This is a genomic window from Promicromonospora sp. NPDC060204 (assembly GCF_042728455.1).
Taxonomy (GTDB): Bacteria; Actinomycetota; Actinomycetes; order Actinomycetales; family Cellulomonadaceae; genus Promicromonospora.
The window spans coordinates 1-23,088 of record NZ_JBHWZO010000009.1 but is presented as its reverse complement, the minus strand read 5'-3'; the positions used below and the strand labels follow the sequence as shown (position 1 = coordinate 23,088).

The 23,088-nt window shown below is 70.9% G+C and carries 23 protein-coding genes and 1 pseudogene; 11 read left to right on the top strand and 13 right to left on the bottom strand.

Going from position 1 to position 23,088, the window contains the following annotated elements:
• The first annotated feature begins 197 nt into the window (after positions 1–197).
• A complete protein-coding gene (locus ACFWEJ_RS02450) occupies positions 198–1,415 on the top strand; it encodes a sulfotransferase family protein (RefSeq protein WP_377227615.1) in 1,218 nt (405 codons plus the stop codon).
• A gap of 6 nt (positions 1,416–1,421) precedes the next feature.
• Here ACFWEJ_RS02450 and ACFWEJ_RS02445 read toward each other — a convergent pair whose 3' ends face one another.
• Entirely contained in the window at positions 1,422–2,291 is an 870-nt protein-coding gene (locus ACFWEJ_RS02445; RefSeq protein ID WP_377227614.1) for an SDR family oxidoreductase, read from the bottom strand.
• A gap of 65 nt (positions 2,292–2,356) precedes the next feature.
• Between ACFWEJ_RS02445 and ACFWEJ_RS02440 the strand changes: the two genes are divergently transcribed.
• On the top strand, positions 2,357–2,719 hold the full coding sequence (locus tag ACFWEJ_RS02440; RefSeq protein WP_377227613.1) for a MerR family transcriptional regulator: 363 nt from the start codon (positions 2,357–2,359) through the stop codon (positions 2,717–2,719).
• Between the two features lie 82 nt (positions 2,720–2,801).
• Here the strand turns inward: ACFWEJ_RS02440 and ACFWEJ_RS02435 are convergent, their stop codons facing one another.
• Positions 2,802–3,356 carry a TetR/AcrR family transcriptional regulator gene (locus tag ACFWEJ_RS02435; RefSeq protein WP_377227612.1) on the bottom strand — a complete coding sequence of 185 codons (555 nt, stop codon included), beginning with the start codon at positions 3,354–3,356 and terminating at the stop codon, positions 2,802–2,804.
• A 37-nt stretch (positions 3,357–3,393) separates the two neighbouring features.
• Between ACFWEJ_RS02435 and ACFWEJ_RS02430 the strand changes: the two genes are divergently transcribed.
• Positions 3,394–3,750: a DoxX family protein gene (locus tag ACFWEJ_RS02430; protein ID WP_377227611.1), complete on the top strand. Its 357-nt coding sequence runs from the start codon at positions 3,394–3,396 to the stop codon at positions 3,748–3,750.
• Here the strand turns inward: ACFWEJ_RS02430 and ACFWEJ_RS02425 are convergent.
• Positions 3,737–3,838: a multicopper oxidase domain-containing protein gene (locus tag ACFWEJ_RS02425; protein WP_377227610.1), complete on the bottom strand. Its 102-nt coding sequence runs from the start codon at positions 3,836–3,838 to the stop codon at positions 3,737–3,739. The genes ACFWEJ_RS02430 and ACFWEJ_RS02425 overlap by 14 nt on opposite strands.
• A 323-nt stretch (positions 3,839–4,161) precedes the next feature.
• Between ACFWEJ_RS02425 and ACFWEJ_RS02420 the strand changes: the two genes are divergently transcribed.
• From ACFWEJ_RS02420 to ACFWEJ_RS02410, 3 genes are read left to right on the top strand one after another with little or no spacing between them, the layout of a single operon-like run.
• Complete coding sequence (locus ACFWEJ_RS02420) at positions 4,162–5,922, top strand: AMP-binding protein (RefSeq protein WP_377227609.1); 1,761 nt, start codon at positions 4,162–4,164, stop codon at positions 5,920–5,922.
• Positions 5,919–7,277: a condensation domain-containing protein gene (locus ACFWEJ_RS02415; protein ID WP_377227608.1), complete on the top strand. Its 1,359-nt coding sequence runs from the start codon at positions 5,919–5,921 to the stop codon at positions 7,275–7,277. Before ACFWEJ_RS02420 ends, ACFWEJ_RS02415 begins: the two co-directional genes overlap by 4 nt.
• Positions 7,274–8,653, top strand: coding sequence for a condensation domain-containing protein (locus ACFWEJ_RS02410; protein WP_377227607.1), 1,380 nt, complete (start codon positions 7,274–7,276; stop codon positions 8,651–8,653). Before ACFWEJ_RS02415 ends, ACFWEJ_RS02410 begins: the two co-directional genes overlap by 4 nt.
• On the opposite strand, the gene ACFWEJ_RS02405 is transcribed toward ACFWEJ_RS02410, so the two are convergent.
• The 5 genes from ACFWEJ_RS02405 to ACFWEJ_RS02385 form a co-directional block, all read right to left on the bottom strand.
• A complete protein-coding gene (locus ACFWEJ_RS02405) occupies positions 8,650–9,294 on the bottom strand; it encodes a TetR/AcrR family transcriptional regulator (protein ID WP_377227606.1) in 645 nt (214 codons plus the stop codon). The two genes, ACFWEJ_RS02410 and ACFWEJ_RS02405, sit on opposite strands and share 4 nt — an antisense overlap.
• A 17-nt stretch (positions 9,295–9,311) precedes the next feature.
• Positions 9,312–10,142 carry a carbohydrate ABC transporter permease gene (locus ACFWEJ_RS02400; RefSeq protein WP_377227605.1) on the bottom strand — a complete coding sequence of 277 codons (831 nt, stop codon included), beginning with the start codon at positions 10,140–10,142 and terminating at the stop codon, positions 9,312–9,314.
• On the bottom strand, positions 10,139–10,957 hold the full coding sequence (locus ACFWEJ_RS02395; protein WP_377227604.1) for a carbohydrate ABC transporter permease: 819 nt from the start codon (positions 10,955–10,957) through the stop codon (positions 10,139–10,141). The genes ACFWEJ_RS02400 and ACFWEJ_RS02395 overlap by 4 nt, the downstream gene beginning before the upstream one ends.
• A 177-nt stretch (positions 10,958–11,134) precedes the next feature.
• A complete protein-coding gene (locus tag ACFWEJ_RS02390) occupies positions 11,135–12,499 on the bottom strand; it encodes an ABC transporter substrate-binding protein (protein ID WP_377227603.1) in 1,365 nt (454 codons plus the stop codon).
• A gap of 9 nt (positions 12,500–12,508) precedes the next feature.
• The gene (locus ACFWEJ_RS02385) at positions 12,509–13,516 is read right to left on the bottom strand and encodes an alpha/beta hydrolase (protein WP_377227602.1); all 1,008 of its coding nucleotides are present in this window, start codon (positions 13,514–13,516) and stop codon (positions 12,509–12,511) included.
• 360 nt (positions 13,517–13,876) lie between these two features.
• Between ACFWEJ_RS02385 and ACFWEJ_RS02380 the strand changes: the two genes are divergently transcribed.
• Both ACFWEJ_RS02380 and ACFWEJ_RS02375 read left to right on the top strand, forming a co-directional pair.
• Positions 13,877–14,551, top strand: coding sequence for a Type 1 glutamine amidotransferase-like domain-containing protein (locus tag ACFWEJ_RS02380; RefSeq protein WP_377227601.1), 675 nt, complete (start codon positions 13,877–13,879; stop codon positions 14,549–14,551).
• A 79-nt stretch (positions 14,552–14,630) separates the two neighbouring features.
• Entirely contained in the window at positions 14,631–16,676 is a 2,046-nt protein-coding gene (locus tag ACFWEJ_RS02375) for a SigE family RNA polymerase sigma factor (RefSeq protein ID WP_377227600.1), read from the top strand.
• 138 nt (positions 16,677–16,814) lie between these two features.
• Here ACFWEJ_RS02375 and ACFWEJ_RS02370 read toward each other — a convergent pair.
• From ACFWEJ_RS02370 to ACFWEJ_RS02355, 4 genes and pseudogenes are all read right to left on the bottom strand, one after another.
• Positions 16,815–17,165: pseudogene (locus ACFWEJ_RS02370) on the bottom strand (YcxB family protein); the annotation flags it as partial.
• A gap of 276 nt (positions 17,166–17,441) precedes the next feature.
• Positions 17,442–17,933 (bottom strand): hypothetical protein, encoded by a 492-nt coding sequence (locus ACFWEJ_RS02365; RefSeq protein WP_377227599.1) that lies wholly within the window; start codon positions 17,931–17,933, stop codon positions 17,442–17,444.
• Positions 17,934–17,937: 4 nt separating this feature from the next.
• Positions 17,938–18,531 carry a TetR/AcrR family transcriptional regulator gene (locus ACFWEJ_RS02360; protein WP_377227598.1) on the bottom strand — a complete coding sequence of 198 codons (594 nt, stop codon included), beginning with the start codon at positions 18,529–18,531 and terminating at the stop codon, positions 17,938–17,940.
• Between the two features lie 52 nt (positions 18,532–18,583).
• Positions 18,584–19,204 carry a TetR/AcrR family transcriptional regulator gene (locus tag ACFWEJ_RS02355; RefSeq protein WP_377227597.1) on the bottom strand — a complete coding sequence of 207 codons (621 nt, stop codon included), beginning with the start codon at positions 19,202–19,204 and terminating at the stop codon, positions 18,584–18,586.
• A gap of 71 nt (positions 19,205–19,275) precedes the next feature.
• On the opposite strand from ACFWEJ_RS02355, the gene ACFWEJ_RS02350 reads away from it, so the two are divergent.
• Entirely contained in the window at positions 19,276–19,857 is a 582-nt protein-coding gene (locus ACFWEJ_RS02350; RefSeq protein ID WP_377227596.1) for a DUF1992 domain-containing protein, read from the top strand.
• Between the two features lie 38 nt (positions 19,858–19,895).
• Positions 19,896–20,993, top strand: coding sequence for a zinc-binding dehydrogenase (locus tag ACFWEJ_RS02345; RefSeq protein ID WP_377227595.1), 1,098 nt, complete (start codon positions 19,896–19,898; stop codon positions 20,991–20,993).
• On the opposite strand, the gene ACFWEJ_RS02340 is transcribed toward ACFWEJ_RS02345, so the two are convergent.
• Positions 20,990–22,012: an AraC family transcriptional regulator ligand-binding domain-containing protein gene (locus ACFWEJ_RS02340; RefSeq protein ID WP_377227594.1), complete on the bottom strand. Its 1,023-nt coding sequence runs from the start codon at positions 22,010–22,012 to the stop codon at positions 20,990–20,992. The two genes, ACFWEJ_RS02345 and ACFWEJ_RS02340, sit on opposite strands and share 4 nt — an antisense overlap.
• Positions 22,013–22,205: 193 nt before the next feature.
• Here ACFWEJ_RS02340 and ACFWEJ_RS02335 point away from each other — a divergent pair, with 193 nt between their 5' ends.
• Positions 22,206–23,027 carry an oxidoreductase gene (locus tag ACFWEJ_RS02335; protein ID WP_377227593.1) on the top strand — a complete coding sequence of 274 codons (822 nt, stop codon included), beginning with the start codon at positions 22,206–22,208 and terminating at the stop codon, positions 23,025–23,027.
• Positions 23,028–23,088 lie beyond the last annotated feature (61 nt).

The window sequence follows — 23,088 nt, the reverse complement described above, 5'->3', positions numbered from 1 at the left end:
ATGGGGGTGTTGGTCGTCGTGGCTCCGTCGGACGGTTCCGCAGCCCGGTGCCCGCGGGGCGGGTGAATGTGCACCGCATGGCGCACCACCTCTTGACCACCAGCGGCTGCCCCGATAGTCCGGTATGTGCCGATGGCCAGGCGCGAACGATGCCGCTGGTCACCAGCGCACAGACCCAGCTACCAGCAAGGAGAGTCGTGAGCCGTGCCCCACGTACCACCCGAGTCCTGAACACTGCGCTGGGCCCTTTTGTCAGGGGCTACCGGGACCCCGCCGCGTCCTGGGCGAAGGCGGTCGCGCAGGTCGAGAAGACCGCAGGTACCCAGGACCGCCGGTTCGCCGACGACCTCGGCCAGATCCTCCAGGGGGCAGCCGAGATACCGCGGCTGTCGCCGCTGGGCTGGTTCCTGATCTTCAACGAGGTCAAGGGCAAGTACGCCAACCGGCTGCGGGTCAACCGGGTGCTGTCCGAGCACCCGCAGGTCGCCGAGGAGCAGATCATCGCGCCGGTGTTCGTGTGCGGGCTGCCGCGCACCGCCACCACGCTGGCCCACCGAGTCCTGGCGCAGTCGCCCGACCACCGTGGTCCGCTGACCTGGGAGCTGCAGCACACGACCTTGCACGACCCGCTCGCGGCGCGGCGGGTGATCAAGCAGCTCGAGCAGGCCCTGTCCCTGATGGAGCTGGTCGCTCCCGGTCTGCAGCACAAGCACCCGACGTACATCGACCGGCCGGAGGAGTCGGTGCTGTTCTTCGCGCACGGACCCCAGTGGCCGCTGCAGCGCGGACCTATGCCGTCCTACAGCGCCTGGCTCACCGACCAGTACGACGTGACGTCAGAGTACGAGTACCTGAAGCTCGGCCTGCAGGTCCTCCAGCACGGGCGCGAGCCCAAGCGGTGGGTGCTGAAGTACCCGGGGCACCTGGGCGACATGGACACCATCCAGAAGGTGTTCCCGGACGCGACGTTCGTGTGGACCCACCGTGACCCCGTCACGGTCATCGGCTCGTTCGCCAGTCTCCTGGAGACGCTGCAGGCGATGTGCCTGTACGAGACCGACCCTGCGGCGATCGGACGAGCCACGCTGGATCATCTGGTCACCCAGGTCGAGCGCGGCCTGGCCGCGCGGATGAGCATGCCGCCGTCCTCGATCGTGGACGTGCCCTACCACAAGCTGTCCGCCGACCCGGTCACCGTGGTTCCCCGCCTGTACGCGGCGATCGGGGCGAGGTGGACCACCCGCGACCAGGAACACCTGGCCGAGGTGATCGCCAGGCCGAAGGGAGCGCCGTCCCACCAGTACGACCTGTCCCGCTACGTGGACCGTGCCGAGGCCGAAGCGGCCTTCGCGCAGTACAACCGCATGCTGGACCGCCTCGACCTGCGTGACGCCACCCCGGCCGTCGAGCTGTGACAGGCATCAGCGAAAGTCCCCGGCATGGTCGATCGCCCACTGCTCGAAGGGGCGGCCGGTCGAGCCGGTGACGGCCGCGTAGTCGGGCGTGGGGGCCTCGGGACGGTCGACGGTGCTCGCCCATGACCTGAGGGCGCCGTCGGCCATCGCCGCGGACCACCCGGCGGACATCAGCGCCTCGCGGACCTCCTGCGCGGGGAGCTCCTCCCAGGTCACCGTCCTCCCGACGGCGGCCCCGATGGCGCGCGCCTGTTCCCGCTGCGTCAGCGCCGAGGGGCCGGTGATCTCCGGTACGGCGCCGACCAGCCGGTCGGTCAGCAGGGCGATCGCGGCGACCTCGGCAAGATCGGCCTCGTGCACGAGCGCGCGGGCGCCGTCGCCGTAGACCCAGCTGACCGTCGACCGCTCCCGCACCTGCTGCGCCCAGCCGAGGGTGTTGGCCGCCATCCCTCCCGACCGCAGGAGCGTCCACTCGACGTCGGAGTCGCGGACGGCCTGCTCGATGTCGGTGTGGAACTGGAGGATCGGGTCGGGGGCGGGGGCGCCGTCGTCCCGGACCCCGATCGCCGAGAGGTAGACGACGCGCCGGACGCGTGCCGTGATCAGGTCCACGACTGCTCGCGTCAGCTCACCACCGCCCAACGGCCATACCAGGAAGACGCGATCGACGTCGCGGAGCGCGGCTCGCACGGAGTCGAGGTTCGTCAGGTCCCCGCGCACCACCTCGACGCCGTCGGGCAGGTCGGCGGAGCCCGGGGTGCGAACCATCGCCCGGACCGTCACGTCCTCCCGGTCGGCGGCCAGGCGTCTGACGAGCGCACCCCCGACGTTCCCCGTCGCGCCGAAGACCAGGACCCTTGCTGTTCCGGTAGTCATGCGGTGATCGTGCGACTTCGACCCGGGTCGAAGTCAACGCGTGGGTTGCTCGATAGGCTCGTCGAGTGACCGACCACCGCGAGCAGCAGCCGGAGATGAGCGTGGGGGAGCTGGCCAGGCGCGCCGGGGTCAAGGCCTCGACCGTGCGTTTCTGGGATGAGCATGGTCTGCTCAGGAGCCGGCGCACACCGGGGAACCAGCGACGTTTCGACGACGTCTCCCTGGCTCAGGTGCGCTTCATCCGATGGTCGCAGGACGTCGGCGCGTCCCTGGACGCGATCCGGTCCGTCCTGCACAAGCTGCCCGCGGGGGTCGCTCCGAACCGCGCGGTCCAGCTGAGAGCGGCCCGCTGCTGGCGGGAGCACCTGGACCAGGAGTCCCGCGAGCTGCGGGCCCGGTACCAGCGATTGACTCAGCCATTGGCGTGAGCTTCTTCGCCTGACGTCTAGCCACCATCATCCGGGCCGGACGCGGCCGAGCACGCGGCCCGTGACATTGCCGGGCCTCTGGTCAGGTCCACTGCACACTCGTTTCCACGGCCGGTACAAGGGTCGCGAGCAGTGCGAACACGGCGCGCAGGTCGGCCTGGCTCGGCGTGGGCAACGCGGTCGACCCGCCAATCATCAGGAGGTGCGGTACCAACGCGGCGACGCGCGCCTGGTCCGGGTCGGGCAGGACGTCGCGCCACAGAGGGGTGAGGGCCTCGAGCCGTGCCGTGTCGACCCGCTCCTGCACGGTGCGCGCGGCCGGGTCGGCGAACGCCCATCCGCGGACCGCGGCCTCGAGGCGGGGGTCGAAGGAGAAGTGGTCCGGCAGCCGTGTCAGCGCGTCCCGGGGCGGCAGGCCGGCGACGGCCGCCAGGGCTCGTCCCACCGCATCCAGAGAGTCCTGCTCGTACCGATCCAGGATCGCCTGCCGATAGTCCTCGATCCCGCCGAAGTGGTGATGGAAGGAGCCCTTCGTCAGCCGCAGCCGCCCTGCGATCCTGTCGATTCGTAGGCCTGTGGTTCCTTGCTCGCTGAGAACAACCAGGCCTTCGTCGATCCACTGCTCGCGCGAAATCATCTATAGAACATACCATGCCGCATGGTATGTTCGGCGGATGGTGCTGCTTCCCGACCCTGCCTGGCCCGTCGTCGTGCTTGCCGTGATCTCACTCGTGGACGGCGTCCTGTGCCTCAAGCCTGCCTCCTTCATCGCCGCGTGCTTCGACGACGTCGGCTTTCCTCGCACGTACTGGTGGGTGGCGTCGCCGATCAAGTTCGCTGCGGCCGCAGGTCTCGTGGCTGGCATCTGGATCCCAGGACTGGGTGCGCTTACCACCGCCTGCCTGGTGCTGTACTTCGTGCTCGCGATCGCCATGCACGTCCGGGCGCACGACTTCGGCCGGAACCTGTTCCTCAACGCCACGGGGATGCTCCTGCTCTGCGTCGCGACGCTCGTGTTCACGTGGTCGTGAAGTCCGCCGTCATCGCCATGTCCTCGTGCTCCAGGTTGTGGCAGTGCAGCAGGAACGCCCCCGCGTGGTCCGCGAACCGGACTGCCACCTCGACCCCTCCCAGGGAAGCTGCCGTCGTAGGTCCGCGACGCCGATGCCGAGCGCCACCGCGACCGGGCTTTCGTTTGAATGTGGAAGGATTGAAAATGCGCGCGAACGGGTGAAAGCCAACTCGGAGGTGTTACATTCCAATGCGGAATGATTCAATCTGGATGCGGACCGATTGAATCCGTTTCCTGGACGTGACCGGCCTGTGAACAATGGTCGACCCGCTTGAAGATCCCGATTTTGTCTCGGCATGATGAAAGCAATTCACCGCGACAAAAACGAGGGGTCATCGTGAATCACCAGCCCATTCTCACCGTGACAGGCATGCTCGCGGCCAGGGCCGAGGAGAGGCCCGACGCGACCGCGATAGAACGTGTCGGCGCCGGCCGGCTCAGCTACACGGCATGGAACCGGCGCTCCCGCGCGGTCGGCCACGGCCTCGTCGCCCGGGGCGTCCAGCCCGGTGACCGGGTGGTCGTGCGCGCCTCCGGTGACTGGATCGCCTTCGCGGTCGCCTACGTCGGGGTGCAGGCCGCCGGCGCGATCGCCGTACCGGTGCTGGCGTCCGGCAGCGACGACCACATCGCCCGCGTCTGCGCGGAGGCCGGGGCGGTCGGCGTCATCGCCGACGTGCCCGTGGCCGGGCTCCCGGGCTGGTCGCAGACGGTGCGCCAGCTCGAGGCGGGCCGGCCGACCGGCTCGACCGGGGTGGCGGTGAGCGGCGCGGACGACGCCGAGATCCTCTTCACGTCCGGGACGACCGGACGGCCCAAGGGCGTCGTCTCCACCCACGACAACCTCACGCACGCGGTCCGGCCGCGCGGTGACGTCGCGCCGACGGGGGAGGAACCGGTGCGGAGGGTCCTGCACGCGCTGCCGCCCGCCACGAACGCGGGCCAGAGCCTCATGATGCAGACGCTGAGCGCTGCGCCGCACAGCATGATCGTGCTCGAGAAGTTCGACGCCGACGGTTTCCTCGGTGCCGTGCAGGAGCTTCGGCCGGACGACGTGGTGCTGGTCCCCGCCTACGCGCTCGCGCTCCTGCGGGTCGGGACGCGGTACGACCTGAGCGGGGTGCGGCAGGTGCGGACCACGAGCGCGCCGATCTCGGCCGCCACGCTGGCCCGGCTCGCCGAGCTGTTCCCGACGGCGAGCATCGTGAACATGTACACCTCGACCGAGAGCTGGCCCGCGCGCCTTCGGATGCGCTTCGACCCGGTCCGGCCGTTCTCGCTCGGCAAGGCGCACGGCCGGAGCGAGGTACGCATCGTCGACGGCTCCGGTGAGCCGGTGGCCGCGGGCGTGTCGGGGTCGGTACAGCTCCGGATGGACGGCGTGCGCCCGCGTCGCTACTGGAACGACACGGACGCGAGTGCCCGGGTCTTCCACCCGGACCGGTGGGTGAGCACCGGCGACGTGGGCAGGCTGGACGACGACGGGTACTTCTACCTCGAGGACCGCAGCGCCGACACGGTCAACGTCGGCGGGCGCAACGTGTCCACGCTCGCCGCGGAGGGCGCCCTCGAGGACCACCCCGACGTGGAGGAGGCGGCGGCGTTCGGGCTGCCGCACCCGACGCTCGGGCAGTACCTCGTCGCCACCGTCATCGGCTCCAAGGGCCTCGATCCCGACCAGGTCCGCTCCTTCGCCGCCGCGCGGCTGGGGGAGTCCGACGCCCCCAAGCGGGTCGTCCAGGTCGGGCGCTTCCCGCGCAACGCCCTGGGCAAGGTCGTCAAGCGTGAGCTGGCCGCCAGCGTCTCCGGGCTGATCGCGCGGGACGCCGGGCACGGCGTGGTGGCGAGCGACACCGAACGCGCGGTGGCGGCCATCTGGGGGCGGGCCCTGGACGTGGCTCCCGCCACGATCGGCCCGGACGCCGAGTGGCTCTCGCTCGGCGGATCGTCGCTGGAGGCGGCCGAGGTAGCCCTGCTCGTCGGCGACGAGCTGGGGCGGGACGTGCCCGAGCGGGTGCTGCACACGAACCCGACCCTGCGCGCCTACGCCGCCGCCGTGGACGCGGCGCCGCCGGCGGACCAGGTCCGGCTGCGACCCCTGGGTCGCGCTACCCGGGGGGTGGCCGGATGAGCACGCTGTACGCCGCGACGCACTATCAGCGCTCCCTCTACGACGCGACCGGCGGGCAGGCCTCCGGCGTCAACGTCGGTGCGGCCGTGCGGATGCGCGGCCCCGCCGCCCCCGGCCGGGTCCGCGCCGCACTCGACGCGCTGACGGCCCGCCACGAGGCTCTGCGCACAACACTCACTCGCCAGGGCACGAGCGGCGGCACCGGCGACGTCGGCCCCGCGCACCAGATCGTCGGCGACCACGCCCCGCCGGACCTGCGCGAGGTCAGCGTCGCCGACGTCGCCGAGGACCAGCGGGAGCCGGCCTGCGCCGCGCTCCTGCAGGAAGAGCTGCGGCGGCCGTTCGTGCTGGCGGACAGCCCTCTTGCCCGGGCCGTGCTGGTGACGCTCGCCGACGACGACCGGGTGTTCGCCGTGATCGCGCACCACGCGATCATGGACGGCTGGTCCGCCGGCGTGATCCGCGACGAGCTCCCGCACCTGTACGAGCACGGCGCGAGCGCGACGCTTCCGCCGCCCGCGCTGCACCTCGCCGACTACGCCGTGTGGGAGGCCGAGCTGGCCGACGACCCCGCGACCCAGCGGCACTGGCACGCCGCCCTGGCCGACGCCCGTCCCCGCCTCACCTTCCCGCACACCGTGTCCGACGTCGGGGCGGTCGCCCGCACCACGCCGCGTCCGCTCCCGCTCGACCACGGCCTGACGCTGGGTGCGTTGCACCCGCTCATGGCCGCGGAGCGGGCGAGCGTGACCGCCGTCCTGCTGGCCGCCCTCGCGGCGTCCCTGAGCGACCACGCGACGAACGAGCGGATCACGTTCGGCGTCATGCGGTCGAACCGTCAGCAGCGTGACGTCCGCGGCACGGTCGGGTTCCTCGCCGGGCACGTGCCCGTCACGGTGGACCTGTCCGGCGACCCGTCGTGCGCGACGCTCGTCGGGCGCACCGCCGACGCCTATGACCGGGCGATCTCCCGCCCGGCACCGGCCGGCGTGCTCCGCGAGGCGCTGCCCGACGTCGGCCATGGGCCACTGTTCGACGTGTCGCTGAACTACAGCCACGGACAGCAGGCCGACACGGTGGTCACGGGCGCTGGGGTCGCGTTCTCGCCGTTCGACCTCGCGCACGAGGAGCCCACCGACCACCCCTGGTGGGACGGCGCCTCCCTGCTGGACTTCCAGGTCGGGTCCGATCCGGCCGGGAGACTCTCGGGTGTCCTCGTGGCGGACGCCAACATGCTGGGGGACCCGGAGGCGGCCGGTTTCGCCGAGCGGTTCGCCGCCGCGCTGCGCAGGTTCGCCGACCGTCCCGGAGACCGCATCGGTGATCTCGGCACCGCGCCGGAGCTGGCCCGGTGAGCGCGCTCGCCGCCGCCGCCGGGACCGTCGTGCTGCCGGCCACCCATCTCCAGCAGGAGTGGGTCGCCGCGGTCGGCGGACGCGAGTCCAACCACAACATCCCGCACGCGATCGAGATCACCGGACCGGTGGACCTCGGCGACCTCGCCGCCGTGCTGACGGCGCTGGTGGAACGGCACGAGACCATGCGCGCGGCCTTCGTCCACGCCGGCGCCGGGATCGCCCAGCAGGTCGTCGCGCCGTTCGTTCCCGACCTGGGGTTCGAGGACCTGTCGCGCCTGCCGCAGGCGGACCGGCGTGCCGCGCTCGAGGAGATCGCGGTCCAGCGGTGCGAGCAGCCGGTCGACCTGTTCACCGTGCCGCTCTGGTCGGCCGTCGTGGTCCGGATGGCGCCGCAGCAGCATGTCCTGCTGACCGTCTGGCACCACGCCGTCTTCGACGGGTGGTCCAACGCGGTGCTGTTCCGCGACTTCCACCAGCTCTACCGGGCGCGGCTCGACCCCGGGTACCCGCCGCCGCCCGCGCCGAAGGTCCAGGCGGGCGACTACGCCGCCCACGAGCGCACCCTCGGGCTCGGGGCGAACGCCGGGTACTGGGGCGAGCAGTTCCCGGCCGACCCGCCGCGCCTGCCCGTGGAGCGCACCGGCCCGGACGACCCCCTGTGGCTGGAGGCGCACCCCCTTCCGCTCGTGGCGGCGGCTGCGGCCGGCGCGGTGCTCCGGATCGGCGCGCAGCACGGCGCCAAGCCGGCCAGTGCCCTGCGCGCCCTGGTCCTGGCGTCGCTCACGCCCTACCTCGGCGACGACGTGATGATCGGGTGCGTCACGGCCAACCGGGACGTCCCGGGGCTGTCGCAGACCGTCGGTCTCGTCAGCGACCACGTGCCCGTCCGGGTCGACCTGCGGGACAACCCGTCGTTCGGCGAGCTCGCCGGCCGCGTCCACGACGCCACGCGGCGCGCGCACCTGCACCGCGTCCCGGTCGGGGTGCTGCGTCAGGAGCTGCCCGGTGCGATCCAGCCGGACGGCTCGTTGTTCGACCTCTCGATCAACTACATGCCGCATGCCCGGGCCAGGGCCGTCACGATCACGGCGGCGGACGGCGGCAGCATCGGCATGCTCCTCCGTCCGCTGCCGACCGACCGGCTCCGGCCGCGGATGGCGTCGTCGTTCAGCGGGGCCGTGCGCCTCGGTTTTCAGCTCCGCCACTCGCACGAGGGCCATGTCTCCGGCGATCTGTGGGCGCACCGCCCCGCGTTCAGCACGAGGACGCTCGATGCGCTGACGGGAAACCTGGGCCGCGCGGCACACGAGGTGCTCGCCTCGCCCGGGCGGGGGATCAGGGACCTGGCGGTCCGGGGAGGGGGTGCGGACTAGCCCGGCGACGTCGCCATCGCGAGCCGCTGCTGGGTCGCCCAGGCCTTGGCGGTCACGGCCACCGGGATCTCGGGATCGAGCAGCCAGGCGGTCTCCAGGCCGTTGACGAAGGCGATGATCTCGACGGCCTTGAGGCGGGTGTCGACGTCGGCCCGGATCTCGCCACGGTCCTGCGCGGACGCCAGGACCGCGGCGACCCGGTCGACGGTCGCGTGGTACCGGCCGGCCAGCCGGGGGTGGAGAGCGCCGTCCTCGCCGAGGTTCTCGACGACCAGCACCGTGTGCATGCCGACCGTCTGGGAGTGGCCGGCCCAGCGCGTGACGTTGTGGGCGATGACGTCGAGGATGCCGAGGCCGGCGTCGGCGTCCCTCCACAGGATCTCGTCCTCGGTCTCGTCGCGCCGGTCCAGCACGGCGTTGAGCAGCGCCTCCTTGGTCGGGTAGTGATAGAGGAGGCCGCTCTGCGACACCCCGGCCTCGGCGGCGATCTCCGCGAGATTGGTGCCGCGGGACCCGTTGCGCGCCACAAGACGGGTGGCGGCGTCGACGATCAGCTCCTTCCGGGCCCTGCCCTTCGCCGACTCGGTCTTCTTGACGCCGCCGGCATCTCGTGCCGCCCCAAGATCATATTGCCGTCCCATATCCAGACCCTATCTCTCTACTTGACGGCGCCCTGCAGAAGGGCCTTCACGAAATGCCGCTGGAAGAACAGGAAAACCAGCAGCGAGGGGGCGATGATCAGCAATGAACCGGCGCACAACAATGCGATGTTCGTACCGTGCTCACCCTGGAATGCGCCCAGCCCGCCGGCAACGGTACGCATGGTCGGGTCGTCGATGAGCACGAGCGGCAGCAGGTACTGGTTCCAGGTCGCCAGGAAGAACAGGATCGTGAGTGCCGACAGCGCAGGCACCGCGAGCGGCAGCTGGACCTGACGGAAGATCTGCCACGGGGTGGCGCCGTCGAGCTCGGCGGCCTCGGTCAGCGCCGTCTCCACCCTGAGGAAGCTCGCCCGCATCCAGAACACCCCGAACGGCATGAGCAGCCCGATGAGCGGCAGGATGACGGCCCACCGTGTCCCGAGCAGCCCCATGTCGCGCAGGTTGTAGTAGAGCGGCGTGATGAGCGCCTCGAACGGCAGGGTCAGCCCGACGAGCAGCAGGGCGTTGACGAGCCTGCCGCCGGGGACGTCGAGCTGCGCGAGCCCGTACCCGGCCGCGGCGGCCATGGCGACGGCGGCCGGCACGACGCCCAGCACGATCAGGACGCTCGACTCGAACAGCGCGAGGAAGTTCGCCGCGGTCCAGGCGTCGGCGAAGTTCTGCCACTGCGGGTCCTCGGGCCAGGCGAGCCCGGGCGGTGTGCTGTTCTGCGGTGCGAGCGCGGCCGTGAGCATGCTGAGCAGGGGCAGGACCGCGAACGCCATGAGCGCCACGAGGATGACGACCCGCGAGACGAGGCCGTGGCGGGTCGACGAGACGGTGTTCATCCGTGCCTCCCGAGTCGCTGGATGGGCCAGATGACGAGCAGGACGAGGGCCGCGAGGAAGACGGCGAGGGCAGAGGCCTGGCCGACCTGCTGCTCCAGGAAGGTGAGCCGGTAGATCTCCACGCCGGGCACCATCGTCTGGTACCCCGGGCCGCCCTGGGTCGCGATCTGGACGACGTCGAAGCTGGCCAGTGCCGCGATCGTGCCGATGGTCGCGCAGACGGCGATCTCCCCGCGGAGCCCGGGAAGAGTGACCGCGAAGAACTCGGCGACGCGACCCGCTCCGTCCAGGCGGGCGGCCTCGTAGAGCGAGGGGTCGATCTTGCCGACGCCGGACAGCAGGAGCACCGTGCAGAAGCCGAACGACAGCCAGAACCCGATGACGCCGACGGCCGGCAGCGCGAACGTGAAGTCGCCGAGCCACGCTCGCGTCAGGGACTCCAGGCCGACCGCGCTCAGCGCCTGGTTGACGAGCCCGTCGGTGGAGAACATCCACGTCCACGCGATGCCCGCCGCCACCGGCGGCAGCACCTGGGGGACGAACAGCACGACCCGCGCCGTGGTGTTGAACGCACCGATCCGGAGCTCCCGGATGAGGCTCGCGGCAACAAGCCCCAGGCTGACCGGGAGGACGGTGTAGAAGAAGATGAGGACGAACGCGTGGAGCACCGACCCGAGCAGCTCGGGCTCGGTGAAGATCGCCCGCCAGTTGTCCAGGCCCGCCGGCGTCGCCGGCCCGATGCCGTCCCAGTCGTAGAACGAGAACTGCACGGACTGGCCCAGCGGGTACAGGACGAACGCGCCGTACATGATCATCGCCGGCGCCACCCAGAGCAGGGCGCTCCACCGCCGTGCCGGACGCCGTCGTCGTCGTCGAGCAGGATGTGGGCCTGGTGGTGGCCCGGTGTCCGGAGCGGTCGCAGTCCGGTGTTGCACCAGGTGGCCTGGTGGTTCGGTACCCGTGTCCCGTGTCATGGTCTCACCCCCGGACATCTACTTCTCCGCCTCTTCGTAGTCCTTCTGGATCGCCGCGGAGAACTCGGCCGGTGAGGTCTTCCCGGCCACGAGCAGCTGGGTCTGCGGGACCAGGGTGTTGGCGTGCATCGACGCGGTCGAGTTCGACATGAAGTCGACCAGGCCGTCGCTCTCCAGCAGCATCTGGAACGACTCGACGGTGCCGGCGACGAGCGACCCGGGCTCGGAGTCCGGCAGGGACGCGTCCTCCGGCCCGCCGGGCGGCAGGCCGAGCAGGTCGAGCGTGCTCTGCCGGGCGCCGTCGTCCGTCTGGATGAAGTCCAGGAACGCGGCCGCGACGTCGTGCTGGTCCGACCTGGTGGGGATCGCGAGCACGCCGGCGGCGGTCATCGCGGTGAAGGGTTCGCCGGCGTCGTCGGGCGGGAAGAGGAAGAAGCCGATCTCGCCACCGCCTGCTTCCTGGAGCACGGGTGCCTGCCAGTTGCCGCTCGGGAAGAAGACGCCCTCACCCTCGGCGAACCTCGCCGGGGCCTGGGTCTGGTCGATGCTGTTGACGTCCTCCGGCAGGTAGCCCTCGTCGCTCCAGCCCTGGAGCGTCGTGGCGGCGTCCACCAGGGCGGGTGTGTCGATGTCGGCGCCCGGCGTGTTGTAGTTCCAGTCCTGGACCACCTGGGTGCCGTCCGCGGAGTTCATCTGGAGGTTCTGCAGCGGGTACGCAAGCCCGCCGTCCTTGCCGTTGACCATCATCGGCAGCAGGCCGGCGTCCTTCGCCTTCTGCATGCTCTCCTCGAGGTCGCCGAGGGTGGCGGGCGGCTCGGACATGCCGATCTGCTCCGCGAGGGACTTGTTGTAGTAGATGCCCGTCAGCCCGAACCCCGGTCCGGCGCCGTACAGGTGCCCGGTGCCGCGCTGTCGCCCGTCGTCGCCCACGCGGGTGGAGGCGAACTGCGACTGCGGCCACGCGGTCCAGCCGTACGCCTCGGCGTACGGGTCCAGGTTGGTCAGCAGCTTGTCCTCGACCAGGTTCCCGAAGGAGGCCAGCCGGACCAGGTCGGGTACCTCCGTGCCCGAGATCAGGCGGGGGACGTTCGTCGTCAGGCTGTTGAAGTCCTCGCCGGTCACCTGCACGGTGACGTCGGGGTGCTCGGCCTGGAAGGCCTCGCCGAGCGCCTCGTAGAGCGGCACGTCAGGGGTGGACACGAGCACGTCGAGGGTGACCGGCTCGTCGCCGATGCTCGTGCTCACGTCCGTCGGCGTGTCGGACAGCGGGCTCTGCGCGCCCGGCGCGCCGCACGATGCCAGGAGGGCCGTCAGGACGACGGGAAGGGCGATGTTCCGGCCCGGTCGGAGGCTTCGCCGGGGGAGAGTGGTGTTGGTACGCATGACAGCTCCTCACGAATGGATGTCGGACGGTGTGCTGATCGCGAGACCCGCGCGGTCCGGCTCTCGGCGGGCAATGGCTCGGTGGGCGAAGGCTCGGCGCAGCGCCGAGCCGGCCTTGTCCAGGGCGTCGGTCGCGTCCGGCATGACGCCGAGATACTCGATGAACCCGTGGATCTGGCCCACGTAGTCGTGGACCTCGACGGGGACGAGGTCCTCGCGCAGGCGCGCGGCGTACTCGACGGACTCGCCGCGAAGGATGTCGTGCTCGGCGGTGATGACGACGGCGGGGGAGACGCCGCGCAACGTCTCGGCGTGCAGCGGCGAGACGACGGGAGAGCGTCGCATCGGCCGGTCGGGGACGTAGGCGTCCCACAGGTAGGCGATCCGCTCGAACGCCGTCCGGCCGTAGTCGGCCGTCCCCGCGAAGGTCGAGTACGACTCGACGAACCGGCGTTTGCCCGGGGTGTCCATGGTGCTGTCCAGGACCGGGTACACGAGCAGCTGTAGCGCCAGGTCGACCTGGGAGTCCCGCGCCCGGAGCGCGGCCGCCGCCGCGAGGTTCCCTCCGGCGCTGTCGCCCCCGACCGCGACCCTGGAGAAGTGTCGCCGGGCCCAGCCGACGGCGGCCCAGGTGTCGTCGAACGCGGCGGGGAACGGGTGCTCGGGAGCGAGCCGGTAGTCGATCGTGAGCACGGCGCACCCGGCCCGGTTGGCGATCGCTCGCGCGACGCCCTCGCAGCAGTCCAGGTCGCCGAGCATCCACCCGCCGCCGTGCATCCAGACCAGGACGTCGTCCTCGTCGCCCCGTGGTCGGTAGAGCCGGGAGGGGACGCCGCCGGCGTCGACGGTCTCCGCGGAGGCGACGGGCTCCAGCCGGCCGCGGAACGCGAGGACGTGGTCGCGGGCCTGCTTCCGCAGTGCGGGGACGTCGCGGCCCCAGTGGTTCACCTGGGGTGCGAGCGAGTCGAGGTACCTCTGTACCTGCGCGCTGGGCACGGGTCTGATGGGTGTCGCCATGGGCTCCTCCTTGAGCGGGGCGGGCCTGCGGTGTCAACAGGCAGGCAAGAGTGACCACTTCGTCGTGGTCTTCTGGCATCGATGTGGAGTCTGCGGTCGGTCACCGCTGGTCGGGACCTCGCAGTACGCGGTCAGTGAGTGCCGCACCGCTGCGGCACGTGCCGTGAATACCGACTGAGTAGTCAGTCTGTTCTGTGCTTTTGAATCTAGCTCGCGCTTGGCGATGTGTCCAAGCCACCGGATGCGGTGTAACCGATTCGTGACCCCCCGGGCCACGTTCAGCGCCTACAGCGTCGATGAATCTCGCGGCGCCCCGGGGTCTACGGTTCGTTCCCCTCCCGTCGCTTGAAGGAGACATCCGTGAAGCTTCTGCTCACGTCCGCCGGTGTCAAGAACGCGAGCATCCATGACGCGCTGCTCGGACTGCTCGGTCGGCCGGTCGCCGAGTGCGACGCCCTCTGTATCCCCACCGCGATGTACGGGCACCCCGAGGTCGGCCCGGGAGTCGGGGCGTGGAACTTCATCGCCGGACGCTCCGCCGAGCCGATGACCGAGCTCGGGTGGAAGTCCGTGGGGGTGCTGGAGCTGACGGCGCTGCCCACGATCGACCGCGACCACTGGGTCCCCAGGCTTCAGGCCGCGGACGTCCTGCTGGTGGCGGGCGGTGATGCCCTGTACCTGAGCCACTGGATGCGGGAGTCCGGTGTCGCGGACCTCCTGCCGTCGCTCACCGAGACGGTCTACGTGGGGATGAGCGCGGGCAGTATGGTGATGGCGCCCCGCATCGGGCAGTTCTTCGTCGGGTGGACGCCGCCGTCAGGCGGGGACGCCACGTTGGGGGTCGTCGACTTCTCGATGTTCCCGCACGTCGACCACCCGATGCTGCCGTACAACACGATGGCCGCCGCCGAGCTGTGGGCGGCCGGGATCGGTGGTCCGGCGTACGCGATCGACGACGACACCGCCCTCGTCGTGGTCGACGGGTCCGTCGAGGTCGTGTCCGAGGGGAGCTGGAAGCTCTTGGGCGGCCAGTAGATCGCATGCATGCGTGACGACGTCGGATTGCTCGCGGTACCTGTGCAACCTTTGACCCATGTGACCCGTAGTGGGTGGCATGAGGCGGGAGAGCGGGACAACCATGGGCGACCTCGGGGTGGGCATGCCGTCGGACGGCGGTGCGGGGCTCGGTGTGCTGGTCGAGGTGCCGCGGACCCGTGACGCGGAGTTCACGGCGTTCGTGCGGGACTGCGGGCCGTACCTGCACCGGACCGCGTACCTGCTGTGCGGGGACCCGCACCGCGCGGAGGAGCTGGTCCAGTCGACGTTCGAGCGGGTCTACCGCACCTGGGCCAAGGTCAAGCCGGGCACGCAGCGCGCCTACGCGCGCCAGATCCTGGTCAACCTACGCATCGACGGCTGGCGGCACACCCGCCGCGAGTCGTTCCCGGGCGACGACAAGATCCCCGTCGCGCCGGCCTCGGACCATGCCGGGCACGTGGTGCTGCGCGACGAGCTGGTCCGCGGGCTGGCGCAGCTCCCGGTCAGCCAGCGGCGGGTCGTGGTGCTGCGGCACCTGCTGGACCTGCCCGAGGCGGAGGTCGCCCGGGAGCTCGGGATCGCCGTCGGCACGGTGAAGGCGGCCAACTCGCGCGGGCTGGCCCGGCTGCGGGACCTGCTCGTGGCGCAGACCGAGACGATCGAGCCGGTGGCCTTCGACGAGCAGACCGTGCTCGACCGGAGCCGGGCCGCGCTGCGCCGGCGCCGGGCCCGGCAGGCGGTCGGGGCCGCGTGCGTGGTGCTCCTGCTGGCGTTCGGGGTCGTGACGCGTGGGCCGGTGCCGTTGCCCGTCGTGGGCCCGGTGGTGCTGCCGGGCGGGGACCTGATCGCGCGCCTGTTCGACGGCGGCCGGGTCGAGCGCACCGACGGGTTCACACCGGTGCCGGGACCGGACCTGGCGGGCAGCACGCCCCTCGCCTGCCCCGAGAACGTGCCCGGTCCGACGCCGGCCCGGGCACCGGAGGCCGGCGAGGATGTCGGCGTGGTGGTCGATCCCGTCGTGGTCGACGCCGCCGACGCCCGCCCCCTGAGCTGCTACGACGTCGACGTCGAGGCGGTCACACCAGCGGCGTTCGACGACGAGACGGGCAGGCCGGTGACAAACGACGGGAAGCCGATGCCGCAGCTCGGCGGGCTCACCGAGACCGGCGACATCTGGGCTGCCGAGGGGCAGTTCGGGCCCAGCGGCGCGCTCGAAGGAGCATTCGTCCAGGCCGATGCCCACCGTAGCGACGGGCCGACCACGTCGATACCGGCCGACACGATCAACGACGTCGTGCTGGTGCCGTACGACGTCGCTGCACGGGGTGACCGGGTGGTGTGGGGCGAGACGACCGGCGAGCAGGGTCCCACTCGCACCAGCCAGGTGCGCACCTTCCAGGCCGGCGGGGAGCCCAGGACGCTCACCACCTACGAGGGATACGTGTGGGAGGTCGCGCTCACCAGCGACCACGCGCTGTGGACGGACGGGGCGTCGGAGGACGAGCGGCGCCTGCTCACCACTGCCCTCGACGGCGCCGGGGCACCGACGGAGCTCGCGGACCACGTCACTGCTGTCACGGCGGACGACGACGAGGTGGTCGCTGCCGTGCTGGGACCCGGGTCCGCTGACACCCGCACGACGTCGATCCGGTTGTTCGAGGATCTGGCCGACGAGAACTTCACCGGCAGCACGTTGTTCGAGATCGAGCACGGCCCGTCGGACAGGGTCCTGGAGGTCGCCGTCTCGGATGATCTCGTTGCGTGGACGACGGTGTCCGACACGCAGGGCACGACGCTCTTCGTCGTCGACCGGCGTGGTGGGACGGACAGCGTCGTGCGGGCTCCCGACGAGAGCATCAACGGCCTGCGTGCGTCGGGCAGCCTGCTCCTGTGGAACAGCGCGGACGGCGAGGACCCCAAGGGGCCGGCCTACCTGTATCGCGCCCTACCCGCGGTCTCCGGGTACGACGGGCCGGACCTCGCCCGGTTCGTAGGCGACACCGAGAGGGCGGACCTCGCCGGCGACCGCGTCGTCTGGGGCGAGGGCTTCGTCCCGCAGACCGCGTTCGCCCGGGCGTGGCTCATCGAGGGCACCGTCACCCCGACGCTCGACCGCGGCTGACCGGACTCTTCGACCGGGCATGGTCGAGCCGTCACAGTGTCGAGGGTGCCGCTCATCGCTGGCCCCGTCGCCGGTAGCGCGACACATGGTCCGTGATGAGATCGTGAGCGAGCGTGATGTCCCGGGCTCGAGCGCGCGCTTGGGTACCAGGATCGGGGTCGGGAAGCTGCTGCTGGCGCCGTAGAGCAAGAACACCTTCTCGGTCTCGACAGCAGACTTCACCGCGTTCCACTTGTGCGTCGAGGCCACCGATTCCTGTTCCAGTGTGATCCCGTCTGCGTCGATCCTGCAGATTGTCGGGTTCCTGGCGCCTGACTGCCCCGCCCAGAGACGCCTGGGTACCACGCTGGGCACGAGAAGGTTCCAGACCAGCGCGGCGACGGTGGCGACGGTGAGGGTCAAGCCAAGGGCGCGAGCCGCTGGATAGTTCCACGAACCCACGGTCAGCAGCAGCCCGACCACGGAGGAAACGGCGAAGTAGGTAGCCATGCGGCGCGGTACGAAGGTCAGGCGAACGAACTCTTTGACGTCACCAAGTTCAGGCGTCCATTGAACGTTGATCTGCGGTCGCGCAGCTGGGGTGTCGGAATCCACGGGGCGAGTCTTCCAGCCGTATCGGCGAGACCGAGCAAGCCCACACCAAGACTGCTCAGAGAGGGTTGGCTCACTGGCGTTCCGGGCTGTGTCGCGGGCACCACCGACGAAGCGGGCCCACTCGTAGTGGGCCCGCCTTTGTTGTGTCGTAGAGGATCCGCAGGTCCACAGCTAGACGCGGCCTCCCGCTGTCGCCGCATCCGGCGCGTACCGCTCCGGAGCGCTCGGCTCCGGGGCGGTCGGCGTCGTGAACCACCCTCCGTAGGTCAGCAGCAGCCCCATGACCGCCAGCGCGGCGAAGAAGATCCGGGCCGCGATCGTCGCGGTCGGCGAGTCCATGGTGGCGTCGACCCCGGTCTGCATCGCGTCGGGCGTGACGATCAGGGCGAACCCGCGGAGAGCTACGAACCAGCCGAACAGTGACACGGTGATCGCGAGCGGGCCGCGCCAGCTCCGGTGCCCGCCGATGATGATCAGGCCGCCCAGCAGCATCATGGCGCCGAGCATCAGGACCAGGATCGGCTGGGCGAACAGGTCGCCGATTCCCTCCATCCCGTCGGGCAGGCGGATCGCGTAGATGGTGGTGAACGTGGCGACGTAGGGACCGATGACGCGGGCGAACGCCCGGGTTCGCAGCTGTGCCTCGATGCTGGCAGCACGCATGGTCTTACTCCCTCTCCTTGGGGCGGTAGCCGACCTGATGGAGGACGGCGCGCAGGAAACGCTCGGTGTCCTGCGCCGTGCAGGTGTCCGGGTAGGTGACCAGGTGCTGCCAGCCCGCGCCGGAGAGCAGATCCAGCAGGACCTGCGGGTCGGTGTCCGCGGGCAGCTCCCCGCGGTCCCTGGCCTGCTCGAAGACCTTCATGCGGGTATCGCTGCGCTGGTCCCCGAACTGGTTCTGGTAGGCACGTGCGATCTCGGGGTAGTCCTCGAACGCGCCGTAGAGCCGACGCAGGAGCCGGCGCTGGCGGGTGTCGGCGAGGACGGACGCCCAGCCGGTCAGCAGGTGCTCGACGTCGCGGATCTCCGGCGTCGCCGACGGATTCCCGTTGGCGGCCTCGAACGCAGCCAGCAGGAGCTGGGTCTTGTCCGGGAAGCGCCGGCACACTGTGGCCCTGGTGACCCCCGCACGCCGGGCCACCTGCTCGACGCTGGTCGCGTCAGCGCCGCGTTCGATCAACAGGTCGAGGGCGGCGGCCAGGATGGCGGCGTCGGCCTCGCTGCTGCGCGGCCGGCCGGGGGCACGGTCGGTGGTTCCCATGCGACTTACAATACAGTGCAGCTCTGTATTGTAAATGGCGCCGGCGTGCGAACTACGACTCCGGGTGCGATGAGGGTGCTGCGGTGAAGAGGCGGTCCAGGTGTTGATCGATGGCGGCCAGTGCGGCCCGGGGGTCGATCACCCCGAGCTCGAGCAGAGGCGTGAACCCGGTCAGCGCGATGATGAGATCTGTCTCGATGTCCGGGTCTCGGTCCGGAGCGACCTGGCCCTGAGCGATCGCCTGTCGGACGAGCTGCTCGACCATGGCGCGACCGTCACGGAGCCCGAGGGCCGCCTGGTCGCGGAGTGCCGGATCGTGCAGGGCCTCCAGGACGTAGGCGGCGCTCATCCGGGATGAGGCGCGGGAGTCGGCGTGCAGGGGCAGCATCTCGGCGAGCACCAGGCGCAGCACGTCCCTGGGGTGCGGCGGTTGGTCGAGCGCGGCCAGCCCGCGGGTGACCCGGTCGCCGGTCCGGTCGGCGGCACGCTCCATCGCGAAGGTCAGCATCGCCTCGCGGGTCGCGAAGTAGTGCTGTAGCTGCCCGAGCGAGACCCCTGCTTCGCGGGCGACCTCACGCAGCGTCGCCCGGGTCCAGCCGTGCTGGTCGACGACCCGCCACAGTGCCTGGGCGATCGCCTCGCGTCGTTCCTGGTGGTCCACGAGCTTCGGCACCTGGCCGCCCCTCTCCGTTGGCAATACGCATGACATAATACACGCGTATTGAAACCTGGATCGGAGTGACGATGGCTGATGACCCGCACCCACCGCCCGCGTTCTTCAACCCGTACGCCGTCGCCATCGACGAGGAGGTGGCGATCGGGCTGCTGGCTGACATGCACATCCGGAGGGCGATCGAACGTGGCGAGTTCGACGACCTGCCCGGGAGCGGCAAGCCGCTCGACCTGCCTGACCGCCACGATCCCGACTGGTGGCTGAAGAACCTGATGAAGCGCGACGGTTTCGTGCAGCTGCCGCCCTCGATCCAGCTGCGCAAGGAGGACGCCGCGCTGGACGAACGCCTCGACGAGATGTGGAGCGAGGCGGACGTGCGTCAGGAGATCGAGGAGTTCAACGGGCGAGTGCTTCGTGGTCGCTACCAGCCGCCCGCCGGACCGCCCTTGGTCACCATGCCGCGGGACGTCGAGGCGACGGTTGCCGCGTGGGCGGACCGAAGGGCGGCGCGAGCCGCGGAGGCGCGAGCGAGCGCACGCGCGGAGGCGCCCGACGAGAGCCGTCGCCACCGTCGACGCATCCGTCGGCGCCGGGGCCCGACCAGCACGGCAGCCGGCTCGGATGCCGTGCGAGACGCTCCGCGGCATGCGTAGGGTGAATTTCCGATCAGATGTCGATCTGGAGGTGCGCGATGAGCTTGCCGACGACCATGCGAGCCGCACGGATCACCGCACACGGTGGTCCTGAGGTCATCGAGGTGACCGACGTTCCGTTGCCGGCCCCGGCCGAGGGCGAGGTGTTGGTCGAGGTGGGTGCGGTGGCGTTGAACAACACCGACCTGTGGACCCGGGAGGGCGCGTACGGCCGTCCGGATGACGCGCGGGCCCGGTCGGGCTGGAGGGGGCCGATCGAGTTTCCTCGGATCCAGGGTGCGGACGTCGCTGGGCACGTCGCGAAGGTAGGTGCGGGAGTCGACCCCGGGCTCGTCGGCCGCCGGGTGGTGGTGGACCCCGCGATCTACGACGGCGAGGAACCCGACGCGAACCCGGTGGGTCTCATGGGCAGCGAGCGCGATGGTGGCTATGCCCAGTACGTGACGGCTCGCGTCGATCGAGTGCACGACGTGACCGCCTCACCCCTCACCGACGACCAGCTCGCAAGCCTGCCGACCGCCTACGGGACGGCGCTCGGCATGATCGAGCGCGGTCGGCTGCGCGCGGGGGAGACCGTCCTGGTTTCTGGTGCGTCGGGCGGTGTGGGTCTTGCGGCCGTGCAGATCGCCCGGGCACGGGGCGCGCGCGTCGTCGCCATCAGCAGCGGCTCGAAGATGGGCGCGGTCCGGGACGCCGGTGCCGACGAGGTCGTCGACCGGGCCGAGCCCGTCGTCGGACAGGTCCGCGCCGCCGCGCCGGAGGGTGTCGACGTCGTGCTCGACGTCGTGGCCGGCGATCTGGTCGGCGACGGCCTGGCGCTGCTGCGCGAGGGCGGCAGGTGGGTGATCGCCGGGGCGCTGGGTGGTTACGAGGTGACCTTCGACGTCCGGCGGCTGTACCTGCACAACGCGCAGGTGATCGGCTCCGCGATGCATACGCCCACGCATTTCGCGCTTCTGATGGACCTCGCAAGGCGCGGGGAGATCCAGCCCGTCGTCGCGGCCGAGTTCCCGTTGGATCAGGCCGCGCTGGCCCAGGAAGAGCTGGCCCGTCGGCGCCACGTGGGCAAGCTGGTCCTGCACCCGGACGGGACGTCAGCGCCGGGCGGAGCCCGCGCGCTCGCGCAGGGCATCTAGGGCGGGGGTGCCCCGAGGAGTGCCTTCTCCGGCGTGCCCCGACGAGCGCTCTGGGGCGTGACCCCGGTCCAGGCCCGGAAGGCTCGGTAGAAGGAGGTGGTGTCCCCGTATCCCAGGAGGTAGGCGACCTCAGTGGTGCGCAGGCCTTCGACGTCGAGGTAGTGGCGGGCGAGCTCCTCGCGGGTGGCGGTCAGGACGCCCTGGAACGTGGTGCCCTCCTGCCGGAGCTGGCGTTGCAGGGTGCGCGGGCTGGTCGCCAGGCGGCTGGTGACGGCGCCGATCGAGGCGTCGCCCGCCGGCAGGGTGTCGCGGAGGGCGGCACGGACCCGGTCGGTGACGGTTGCCGAGGCGTCGAGATCGGACAGCCGACGTCGCAGGTCTGGTGCGAACACCCGCCACATGGCCTCGTTCTCGGTCAGGAAGGGCCGGGACGCGTCCGCGGTGCCGAACGTGATCGAGTACGTACCGGACGTACGGACCCGGGCGCCGAGATACTCCTCGAGCCGGGGCAGGTCCGCGGGTCGGTTTGCAACCGTCACACGTGAGGGACGGACGGGCTCGCGGGTGGCGATGCGGGCGAGTGCCACCCAGAACACCAGCTCCACGACCGCCAGGAGCGGAGGTGGAGCTGACGCCGCCGACGTCGGCCAGGTGTAGGAGATCGTCAGGCCCTGACCGGACTCGGCGGACATCCGCAGGGGGCCCATGAGCGCCTTGTAGGTGGCGACGCGGCGGGCGGCGGCGGTCAGGTCGGTACTGCACAGGGCGGCGAACAGCGGCGGGGAGAACATCTCGACCGAGATCGCCCTGCCGATGTCGACTGCCAGGGACCGGTCACCTCCCTCGACCTCCAGGGCGGTCCAGAACCGGTAGTACTCGTCGGCCGACAGCTCGATGGGGCGTCTCGCGAACAGGTCCGCCGGGAGCCGCGCCCGGCGGAGCACGACGGGCGGGGCGATGCCGATGTCGCGCAGCAGCGCCTGGACGGTCGGCTCCAGCTCGAATCGTTCTCCAGCCACCATCGCAGCCTAGGCCCGGAGAGCGCCCACCGGTATGCAGATCACGCCAAGGTCATCGCACGGCGCGCCACCCCACGGTGGCGCGATCTGCAACTGGTTCGGCGCGGTGGGCCAGTGAATCCATGGGCCGGCGCCTCTAGCTTGGGTGAGGTCCGCATCGCAGAAGTGCAGTCACAGGAACAAGGAGCCACACATGGCCGACAAGATCGCCCTCGTCACCGGAGCGTCCTCCGGTATCGGTGAGGCCACCGCCCTCGAGCTGGCCTCGGCCGGCTACGTCGTGTACGCGGCCGCCCGCCGCGCCGGACGCATGGAGCACCTCAAGGATGCCGGCATCCGCCCCATCTCCATGGACGTCACCGACGAGGACTCGATGCGGGCCGGGATCGACCTGATCGTCGCCGAGGCGGGACGGATCGACGTCCTGGTCAACAACGCCGGGTACGGCTCCTACGGGGCGCTCGAGGACGTGCCGATGGACGAGGCGCGCTACCAGTTCGAGGTCAACGTCTTCGGCGCCGCCCGCCTGACCCAGCTCGTCCTGCCGCACATGCGCGCCAACCGCTCCGGGAAGATCGTCAACGTCACCTCGATGGGCGGCAAGATCCACACCCCGCTGGGCGCCTGGTACCACGCCACCAAGTTCGCCCTGGAAGCCATCAGCGACTGCCTGCGCCTGGAGCTCGAGCCGTTCGGCATCGACGTCATCGTGATCGAGCCCGGCGGCATCAAGACCGAGTGGGGAAGCATCGCCGCAGACAAGCTCCGCGCGGCGTCGGCCGAAGGTCCGTACGCGACCCAGGGCAACGCCGTGGCCGCGTCCCTGGACGAGGACGGCCGGTCCTCCTCCCCGGCGCTGATCGGACGCACCATCACCAAGGCCGTCCGAGCGCCCCGGCCCAGGACGCGCTACGCCGTGGGGTTCGGTGCCAAGCCGCTGATCCTCCTGCGCGACGTCCTGCCCGACCGCACCTACGACGCCCTGATCCGCAGGGCAACCGGGGTGCCCGCCTGAGCGACGGACGGCCCGCGTCCTGCAGGGCATTCCTCGATCAGGAGCATCGTGGTCCGATCGC